The organism is Streptococcus infantis (assembly GCF_047460825.1).
GTDB classification, from domain to species: Bacteria; Bacillota; Bacilli; order Lactobacillales; family Streptococcaceae; genus Streptococcus; species Streptococcus infantis_V.
The window spans coordinates 1-10,045 of the sequence record NZ_JASHFO010000044.1; the positions used below are offsets into that span (position 1 = coordinate 1).

Here is a 10,045-nt window from a genome sequence, read left to right on the forward strand (position 1 = left end):
TATCTGGACTATAGGTATCTTCTACCAAGTCATAGATAAAGTCAAAATCAACCTTTGAATCTACTTGTCGAAGAAAGTGATCTTTTGGGACCAATTCGTCTATTGTATAGAAACCATATTGCTTACGCTTATAATCAGGTTTTTCTTTGTGAAACATAGGGATTACCTCACAACTCTTCTTACCTCTATTATACAACTTTACACAAAGAAAAGCCCTTGGAAACTTGACTTCCAAGGACTTTGTCTTCAATCTGAGAGAGAGTCACAAGAAACGTGACTCTCTCTTTTACTAGCTGAGAAATCATTTTGTCTTAAACTCAATGATAGCTTTTCTTCACCCCACTACAGATGATAAAGTGCCGTTTATTCTAGCTCTTTTTCGTTTATTCAACACCCAAGATTTCTTTAATATCATCAACGCTCAGATTGCTTCTGCTTTCTTGTCCTTCAAGGACGGTGTTGAAGAGTTCTTTTTTACTTTCTCGGAGTTCTTGGATTTTTTCCTCTATGGTTCCAAGGGTGATGAGGCGATAGACATCGACTTGTTTGGTCTGGCCAAGGTGGTGGCTTCGTCCGATGGCTTGCATCTCGACTGCTGGATTCCACCAGAGGTCACAGAGGATGACGGTATCGGCTCCTGTTAGATTCAGTCCTGTTCCACCTGCTTTTAGGGAAATGAGGAAGCAGTCTTTTTCTCCCTGATTGAAGAGATTGACCATCTCTTGCCGTTTATCTGAAGGGGTTTGTCCTGTTATTTTAAAGTGAGACAATCCCTTTTTCTCTAGTTCTTGCTCAATGAGATCAAGCATAGAGGTGAATTGTGAAAAGATAAGTGGTCGTGATTCTTTTTTACGAATGGTGTCCAGAAGCTCGAATAAGCTGTCCATTTTTCCGCTATCCCCTGTGTAGTCTTCTAAAAAGAGAGCTGGGGTATTACAGATTTGTCTAAGTCGGGTCAGTCCTGCTAAAATTTCAATTTTATGATGTTTAATCTCATCAGCGCTGGCTCCTGCAAGCATTTCTTGCATACGTCGAAGTTGAGCTAGATAGAGCGTTTTTTGTGAACTGGTGAGTTCATTGCTGTAGAGGTGCTCGCTCAGTTCAGGCAATTCTGTCAGAACTTCGTCTTTTTTCCTACGCAGAACAAAAGGTTGGATCAGTTTAGCAACGAGTTGAGGTGACAATTTTGAAAATTCCTTTTTACTTGGTAGGAGTCCTGGTAACACTATCTGGAAAATAGACCAAATCTCTTCAAGACGGTTTTCGATAGGAGTTCCAGATAGGGCATAGCAGGTTTTGACATCAAATTCTCTTAAAGCCTGTGCTATTTTTGTCTGACTATTTTTTATCATCTGTGCTTCATCTAAAATGAGGTAGTCATAAGACTGCTTTTGATAGTGTTCAAGGTCAGATCGAAAAGATGGGTAGCTTGTGATAGTGATAGTAGCAGATTTATCAATTTGTTTGATACGCTCAGTTTTTGTGCCATAGGCTACTTCAACCTGTTTGTGAGGTACAAATTTTTGGAATTCTTCCTTCCAATTGTAAAGAAGGCTGGCAGGAGCTAAGATAAGTACTTTCTGTTCTGGTTTAAGGTTGGCTTCCAGAAGAGTGATGGTTTGCAAGGTTTTCCCTAGTCACATATCGTCAGCCAGGATTCCCCCAAAATGATAATGATCTAACATACTCAACCATTTGACTCCTTCTTTCTGATAGGAGCGGAGTTTGGCCTTGACTTCATAAGGTTTGATATCAAATTCTTCAGGGTGGGTCAGATCATAAGCCATCTTTTTGAAATCACGAGAAAAATTGACATGTTCATTGTCTTTGAAGGTTTCAGAAAGGCTATAGGCACGAGATTTGTGCATCTTGATTTTTCCGTCTGAAAATTTAGCACGAAGATCTTGGAGACTTTGGGCAACCTTGAGACTTTCATCGTCAAAGACTAGAACCTTTCCTTGCTTGGTTTGGTAGTGGCTTTCTTGATTCCATAAAGCTTGGATAGCTTTTTCAACCTCATCTTCTGAAATCATAGAAAAATCAAACTGAATTGAAAGGAAATCTTCGTCGTCAAAAATGTCAATGACAGCAGGATCTTCTACTAAGAGTTTTTCAAGCGATTCATCTAGTTGAACTTGCCCCAGAGTACGAAAACGAGGTAGTTCTTTTAGGAAGAAATCAACGACTTTGATTTTGGAAAGACTATGAAAATCCTCTTTGAAACCAGCAGAAAGGAGTTGATGATAGATTTTTCTAGCTTTACTAGCTTGGTAAGTATAGGGGAGGGATAGGAGATCTTGTTTAGAGTGGGCTTGCTTTTCTCCAAACGACCACACCATGTTGACGGCAATTTCATTTCTAGTCTTGGAGAAGGCAAAGATGGGGATGAAGTCATGGATTTGTAATTCATCTGGGATACTGATAGGAACATAGTTTGAGATAATATTACATATTTGCATGAGTTCAGCCTTATTTTCCTTTCAAAAGATAAGAGGAGAACTTTCCTGATAATGGTAGATCCAAGTAGCTAATTTATCTAAAAAGTAACGGTGCTCTTTTTTGATGATGTGGAAGTGATTGTGCCGAATCCAAAGTTTGTTTTGAATAATGAAACCAAAATAAGCTGTATTGATGATTTCATAATGGTTATCAGATTGACAACTTTAAAAATTTCTTCTTCTGGGATAAAGGGATTATCATCTAAGAATATAAGAGGGTATTCGGCTTTTGAGGTTACATATTGAAACACGTCCAAAGCTTGAAAAAGTGGGACAAGGTCGTTTAAATAGCTAACAGGAGTCTCTAAATAGCGTCCACAATCTCTAGGGCTAATGCCATAACTGAAGTTGGAATAAGAATGTTCATTTCTATCGATGAAATATTTTTTGATATAGAGGATTAGATTTTGAGAAGCTTTATTAAACTGGTCTAATGATAAGTTGATTGTCCCGATTTTCTGTGAAACAAAGTAATCTTCCTGTTGGAAAATGAGAAAAATGAAGTGAGCTATATCCTTGATAACATAGGCACGAGGAGCCTGTTCCACCTTTAGTTTTAAGGTCCAGGATAGGCTATGATTTCGGATTTCGAATTGTCCATGAAGTGCAAGTGAAGGTGCCTCTGCTTTTTCTTCTAGCAGTTCGTTTTGGAGCTCTTCAGATGGCAAGGTAGGAATCAGTTGGCTGGCAAAACTTGGTTTATGACTAGATTTACGAATGCGTTTTTGAATAACTTGGGGGAGACTATGAAAGTAGTGATCCATTGCAACCCAGTGTTTACAGACTCCTTGATTTTGGAAGTCATTACATTCACAATGAAAATCAGTCAAATCGAAGTACTTCATACTGGTCAGAATGTTGGGTTCCAGATACATGGAAATACCATTGTAGGTATTGGGATGCTTAAAATATTCTTTGTTTTCAGTATCAAAATAGCTTTTTATCTGTTGGAAAATAACTTGTCCATCCATTCTCATACGAGCAGGTAGTCTATCGGGAACAGTCATTGAAGTAACCTCAGTTCTGATCATTCTTTCCTCTATCTTATGAGATTTTATAGGAAAAGAATAGACTTATCTTACATAAATTGCATCTTGATAAGGATTGGCAAAAAAAGTGTTTCTTGAGTGTGAATCTTTCAATTGAATCCATCTATTGTGTTAGGCCATTGAAACTTCTTTCGCTCTTACTGGAAAGTTGAGGTTTGAAATATGGTATAATAAAGGGAAATAGACTTTTGGAAAGTGAGAGAAGATGATTTCAAAGAGGTTAGAAACGGTAGCTTCCTTTGTACCTCAAGGAGCCGTTTTGCTAGATGTAGGAAGCGATCATGCTTATCTACCCATTGAATTGGTTGAAAAAGGTCACATCGATCGTGCCATTGCAGGAGAGGTAGTGGTAGGTCCCTATCAATCTGCAGTAAAAAATGTTGAGAGTCATGGCTTGACTGAAAAAATTCAAGTTCGTTTAGCTAATGGTTTAGCAGCTTTCGAAGAAAGTGATCTGGTATCTGTCATCACTATTGCTGGAATGGGTGGTCGTTTGATTGCTACGATCTTAGAAGAGGGATTAGATAAACTTGCCAATGTTGAGCGATTGATTCTTCAACCCAATAATCGTGAAGACGAGTTGCGTTCTTGGTTACAAGAGCATGGTTTTCAAATCATAGCAGAAAGTATCCTAGAAGAAGCTGGGAAATTCTACGAGATCATAGTTGCAGAAGCTGGTGAAATGAAGCTATTGGCCACTGATGTCCGTTTTGGTCCTTTTCTATCTAAAGAACTCAGTCCAGCCTTCATCCAAAAATGGCAAAAAGAAGCCAGCAAGCTTGAGTTTGCCCTTAGTCAAATTCCAGAAAAAAATCCAGAAGAACGTCAGGTTCTGGCAGATAAAATTCAAGCCATTATGGAGGTGCTCCATGAAAGCAAGTGAAGTGATAAATCGTTATGAAGCCTATTGCCCTCAAGAATTTTCTATGGAGGGTGATAGCCGTGGTTTGCAGATTGGTACCCTAGACAAGGAAATTCAAATGGTCATGGTTGCCCTCGATATTCGTGAAGAAACGGTTGCAGAAGCCATTGAAAAGGGTGTAGATTTGATTATCGTCAAGCACGCGCCTATCTTTCGTCCAATCAAGGATTTGGTAGCTAGCCGTCCTCAAAATCAGATTTATATCGATCTCATCAAGCATGATATTGCAGTCTATGTTAGCCATACTAATATCGACATTGTTGAGAATGGATTAAATGACTGGTTCTGCCAACTATTGGGTATTGAGGATACAACTTATTTGCAGGAAACAGGTCTTGAACGTGGGATTGGCCGTATTGGAACGATTAGACCTCAAAAATTTAAGGAATTTGCTGACCATGTTAAGGAAGTCTTTGATCTAGATAGCCTTCGTATGGTGTATTATCAAGAGACTGATTTGCAAAAGACCATTTCAAGAGTGGCTATTTGTGGCGGCAGTGGGCAATCTTTCTACTCTGATGCTTTAGAAAAAGGAGCAGATCTTTATATCACTGGTGATATTTATTATCACACTGCCCAAGATATGCTGTTAGATGGTTTATTAGCTCTGGATCCAGGCCACTATATCGAAGTGCTTTTTGTTGAAAAAATTGCAGAGCTCTTGAACGAATGGAAGGAAGAGAATGCTTGGTCGCTAGAAGTTGTCGCAAGTCAGGCTTCTACCAATCCATTCCATCATATCTAGTTAGAAGGTAAAATCAATGAAAAAAGTTGCCATTGTAGGAGCAGGAATTGTAGGGGCAACAGGCGCCTACTATCTCTCTAAAGAAGCAGATGTCGAAGTAACTGTCTTTGATCATGGGCACGGACAAGCTACCAAGGCAGCGGCAGGAATTATTAGTCCCTGGTTTTCTAAACGACGTAATAAAGCTTGGTACAAGATGGCGCGACTAGGAGCTGATTTCTATGTGGATTTATTAGCTGACTTGGAAAAATCGGGTCAACAAGTTGATTTTTACCAGCGTTCTGGCGTCTTTCTTCTTAAAAAAGATGACTCCAAACTAGAGGAACTCTATGACTTAGCCTTGCAACGTAGAGATGAATCTCCCTTAATTGGCGAATTAGCCATTTTGGACCAAGCTGCTGCAAGCAGTCTATTCCCTGGATTAGAGGGATTTGAGAGATTGCTCTATGCTTCTGGAGGGGCTCGAGTAGATGGACAACTTTTAGTTAGTCGCTTGCTTGAAGCCAGTCAAGTGAAGGTCGTAAAGAAAGAGGTCAGTCTAACTCCTCTAGCACCGGGTTATCAAATAGACAACCAAATGTTTGACCAAGTTATCTTGTCCACAGGAGCTTGGCTTGGACACATTTTGGAGCCTTTAGGCTATGAGGTTGATGTTCGTCCTCAAAAGGGGCAACTCCGAGATTACCAAGTGGAACAAGACATGGGAGCTTACCCTGTAGTTATGCCTGAAGGGGAGTGGGATTTGATTCCATTTCCTGGAGGCAAGTTGTCTCTAGGGGCTACTCATGAAAATGATATGGGCTTTGACTTGACAGTGGATGAAACCTTGCTCGATCAAATGGTTATGGCGGCGAGTCCATTTTATCCAGCCCTGGCTGAGGCGATTTCATCTGGTGAACGTGTGGGGATTCGTGCTTATACAAGTGATTTCTCTCCATTTTTCGGACAGGTTCCAAACTTATCAGGAGTCTATACAGCAAGTGGTCTAGGATCTTCAGGCTTAACGACTGGTCCCATAATCGGTTATCATCTAGCTCAAATGCTTCAGGGGAGAAGTGGAGTATTCGATCCAGCAGATTATCCGACTGAAAGATACATTAAAAAGAAACAATAGTAAATTTTTTACTTAGATTTTACGATAGTATTAGGAAAGTAAATGACTTTCCCTATCAAAAATGGTAAAATGAAAAAAATAATCCAAGAATTGAGGAAATAAAATGCAAGAAAAAATTCTGGTAACAGGTGGAGCAGGTTTTATCGGAACTCACACTGTCATCGAACTGGTCCAAGCTGGACACCAAGTAGTTGTCGTGGATAATTTGGTAAATAGTAGTCGTAAAAGTCTTGAAGTAGTCGAAAGAATCACTGGGGTAGAAATTCCTTTCTACGAAGCAGATATTCGTGATACGGAAACTCTTCGTGATATTTTCAAACATGAAGAACCAACAGGAGTTATCCATTTTGCTGGTTTGAAGGCTGTAGGGGAATCTACACGTATCCCACTTACCTACTATGATAACAATATCGCTGGAACTGTCAGTCTTTTGAAAGTTATGGAAGAGACTAACTGTAAAAACATCATCTTTAGCTCATCAGCAACTGTATATGGAGATCCGCATACAGTTCCAATCCTCGAAGATTTCCCTCTTTCAGCTACTAACCCTTATGGTCGTACTAAGTTGATGCTTGAAGAAATCTTGACAGATATCTATAAAGCTGATTCAGAATGGAACGTTGTTTTACTTCGTTACTTCAACCCAATCGGTGCACATAAGAGTGGTGATTTGGGTGAAAATCCAAACGGTATTCCAAATAACCTTCTTCCGTATGTTACACAAGTCGCAGTTGGTAAGTTGGAACAAGTTCAGGTCTTTGGAGATGACTACGATACAGAAGATGGAACAGGTGTTCGTGACTATATCCACGTCGTTGACTTAGCCAAAGGGCACGTTGCAGCCCTTAAGAAGCTTCAAAAAGGTTCAGGTCTAAACATATACAACCTTGGTACAGGAAAAGGTTACTCTGTGCTTGAAATTATCCAAAATATAGAAAAAGCAGTCGGACGTCCAATTCCTTACCGAATTGTTGAACGTCGCCCAGGTGATATTGCAGCTTGCTATTCAGATCCAGCAAAAGCTAAGGAAGAGCTAGGATGGGAAGCAGAACTTGGTATTACAGAAATGTGTGAAGACGCATGGCGTTGGCAAAGCAAGCATCCAAATGGATTTGAAGACTAAGATGATGATTTCAATCATAGTCCCATGTTTAAACGAAGAGGAAGTACTTCCTCTTTTTTATCAAACTCTTGAAGAACTGATCCCAGATTTGGGAACAGAAATCGAATACATTTTTGTAGATGATGGTTCGACTGATAAGACTTTGGACCTTTTAAAGGTTTATCGAGAGAAAAATCCTGCAGTACATTATATCTCTTTCTCGCGAAATTTTGGGAAGGAAGCGGCCATATATGCAGGTTTACAACAAGCAACAGGAGATTTGGTGGTGGTTATGGATGCAGACCTTCAGGATCCACCAAGACTCTTGCTTGAGATGAAGGAACTACTAGATCAGAATCCAGACTTGGACTGCGTTGGAACACGCAGAACCAGTCGAGAGGGTGAGCCCTTTTTACGTAGTTTCTGCGCCGATCTTTTTTATCGTTTTATGCAAAAAATTAGCCCAGTAGCTCTTCCATCGGGTGTTCGTGATTTTCGGATGATGAGAAGATCAGTTGTGGATTCAGTGTTAGAATTGACAGAATACAATCGCTTTTCCAAAGGACTCTTTGCCTGGGTTGGTTTCCATACTCACTATCTAGAATACCCTAATGTTGAAAGGCAGGCAGGTAAGACAAGTTGGAGTTTTAGACAACTCTTTTTCTACTCTATCGAAGGGATTGTGAATTTTTCAGATTTCCCTTTAATATTAGCCTTTGTTGCTGGCCTTTCGTCGTGTTTTCTGGCTTTGGTGATGACATTGTTTGTAGTTGTCCGTACTCTCGTACTGGGCAATCCAACTTCTGGTTGGACCTCTCTGATGGCTGTCATTCTATTTCTTGGTGGTGTCCAATTATTGACGATTGGGATTCTCGGAAAATATATCAGTAAAATTTATATGGAAACGAAAAAAAGACCCCTCTATCTGATAAAAGAACAGAGTGAGTCATGATAAGATTTACTAAAAATAAGTCCTTCAAAAGACTATAATTTTCTGGAAAAATATGCTAAACTAGAGGAAGTGGGATTTGGAAGTCGAATCGCCACTGATGACAAATTAATCTTTGATGAGCGCGCGAGTGGGACACTGTTTCACAGCTTCCAGTAGCTCTTCACTAGCTGGGATGTCTCTCTCTAGTAGATTAGGATCATCATAGAAACGCACAATACCATTATCATGGTAATCAAATAAATCAGAATAGGTTTGGCATAGCCCACAGGCAATGCATCGTTCAGGTATAAGTGTGATTTTCATATTTGTATTGTAATAAGAAATTAGAAAAAAAACAAGGAGTAAGGTATGGAAAAGGAACCATGGCAAGAAGATATTTACGACATCGAGGAAAGTCGTTCGGAACGCAGAAGCAGAGGAAATAAGGAATCAGGAGTAGGAGCTAATCGTATTTTAACGATTTTGGCTTGTATTTTCTTTGTTATCGTTGTCGGAATGATTGCTATTCTAATCTACCTGTCATCAGGTGGAAGTAATCGTACGGCAGCCTTGAAAGATTTCCATGATTCTTCTGCGCCTAAGGTAGAAGAAGTATCTTCAACATCTTCAAGTAGTTCAGTAGAAGCATCAAGTTCTGAACCAGAAGCTACATCTTCAAGTAGTTCAGAGGAACATACAAATGCTGAAGGAACAATTACAGTCTTGCCAGGAGAGGGTGAAGCAGCCATTGCTGCTCGAGCTGGAATCTCCATTGCTCAATTGGAAGCTTTAAACCCTGGTCATATGTCTACTGGTACTTGGTTTGCAAATCCTGGTGATGTCCTTAAGATAAGATAGGAGTGACGATGAAAACAATTCAGATTGCCATTGATGGACCAGCTTCAAGTGGTAAGAGTACAGTAGCTAAGATTATCGCTAAGGACTTTGGATATACCTACTTGGATACAGGTGCCATGTATCGTGCTGCGACTTACATCGCTTTGAACAACCAAGTAAGTCCAGAAGAGTCTTCTCGACTTCTTGAGTTATTGGAACAATATCCGATTAGCTTTGGTCGTGCTGAAACAGGAGAACAGCTTGTTTTTGTTGGAGATGTTGATGTGACAAATCCAATCCGTGAAAATGAAGTAACCAATGCTGTTTCTGCCTTTGCTGCTATTCCAGCTGTTCGAGAAAAATTAGTAGCTCTCCAGCAAGAGATTGCCCAACAAGGCGGAATCGTCATGGATGGTCGAGATATTGGTACAGTGGTCTTGCCTAAGGCTGAATTGAAGATTTTTCTTGTTGCTTCAGTGGATGAACGTGCAGAACGACGTTATAAGGAAAATCTTTCAAAGGGAATCGAAACAGATTTGGAAACTTTGAAAGAAGAGATTGCTGCGCGTGATTATAAAGATAGTCATCGTGAAACTTCTCCTCTTAAGCAGGCAGATGATGCAATCTATTTGGACACGACAGGACTAAGTATTTTAGAAGTTGTTGAAAAAATCAAATCAGAAGCAGTCAAACATTTTTAATTGAAATTTTTAAGGCTCTTTGTCAACTGTAGTGGGTTGAATAAAAGCTAACATCTGGAGAGGACAATCGTTGTCCTCTCCATTTTTATATTCAGAGCGATGAAAATTCGTTTCTTAAAATTGTCAAAGTTCCTAAAACCAAAAGC

Annotated in this window: 8 protein-coding genes and 2 pseudogenes; 7 read left to right on the top strand and 3 right to left on the bottom strand. The window is 39.7% G+C overall.

What is annotated here, in order from left to right; all coding sequences use genetic code 11:
- Positions 1-157 (bottom strand): annotated as a pseudogene (locus tag QM911_RS09325) (IS5/IS1182 family transposase); the annotation flags it as partial.
- 226 nt (positions 158-383) lie between these two features.
- Positions 384-3,529 (bottom strand): annotated as a pseudogene (locus QM911_RS09330) (SNF2-related protein).
- 223 nt (positions 3,530-3,752) lie between these two features.
- On the opposite strand from QM911_RS09330, the gene QM911_RS09335 reads away from it, so the two are divergent.
- The 5 genes from QM911_RS09335 to QM911_RS09355 all read left to right on the top strand — a co-directional run bounded on the left by QM911_RS09335 (position 3,753) and on the right by QM911_RS09355 (position 8,382).
- Positions 3,753-4,430, top strand: coding sequence for a tRNA (adenine(22)-N(1))-methyltransferase (locus QM911_RS09335; protein ID WP_414313828.1), 678 nt, complete (start codon positions 3,753-3,755; stop codon positions 4,428-4,430).
- Positions 4,417-5,214: a Nif3-like dinuclear metal center hexameric protein gene (locus tag QM911_RS09340; protein ID WP_414313829.1), complete on the top strand. Its 798-nt coding sequence runs from the start codon at positions 4,417-4,419 to the stop codon at positions 5,212-5,214. The genes QM911_RS09335 and QM911_RS09340 overlap by 14 nt, the downstream gene beginning before the upstream one ends.
- A gap of 16 nt (positions 5,215-5,230) precedes the next feature.
- Entirely contained in the window at positions 5,231-6,328 is a 1,098-nt protein-coding gene (locus tag QM911_RS09345) for an NAD(P)/FAD-dependent oxidoreductase (protein WP_414313830.1), read from the top strand.
- 103 nt (positions 6,329-6,431) lie between these two features.
- Positions 6,432-7,451, top strand: coding sequence for a UDP-glucose 4-epimerase GalE (galE, locus tag QM911_RS09350; RefSeq protein WP_414313831.1), 1,020 nt, complete (start codon positions 6,432-6,434; stop codon positions 7,449-7,451).
- Positions 7,435-8,382: a glycosyltransferase family 2 protein gene (locus tag QM911_RS09355; protein WP_414313832.1), complete on the top strand. Its 948-nt coding sequence runs from the start codon at positions 7,435-7,437 to the stop codon at positions 8,380-8,382. The genes galE and QM911_RS09355 overlap by 17 nt, the downstream gene beginning before the upstream one ends.
- Before the next feature lie 105 nt (positions 8,383-8,487).
- Here QM911_RS09355 and QM911_RS09360 read toward each other — a convergent pair whose 3' ends face one another.
- Positions 8,488-8,685, bottom strand: coding sequence for a ferredoxin (locus tag QM911_RS09360; protein WP_075230460.1), 198 nt, complete (start codon positions 8,683-8,685; stop codon positions 8,488-8,490).
- A gap of 45 nt (positions 8,686-8,730) precedes the next feature.
- Between QM911_RS09360 and QM911_RS09365 the strand changes: the two genes are divergently transcribed.
- Complete coding sequence (locus QM911_RS09365) at positions 8,731-9,219, top strand: SAG1386/EF1546 family surface-associated protein (protein WP_414313833.1); 489 nt, start codon at positions 8,731-8,733, stop codon at positions 9,217-9,219.
- An 8-nt stretch (positions 9,220-9,227) separates the two neighbouring features.
- Positions 9,228-9,899, top strand: a complete 672-nt coding sequence (gene cmk, locus QM911_RS09370) for a (d)CMP kinase (protein ID WP_414313834.1) — start codon at positions 9,228-9,230, stop codon at positions 9,897-9,899.
- The last annotated feature ends 146 nt before the right edge of the window (positions 9,900-10,045 follow it).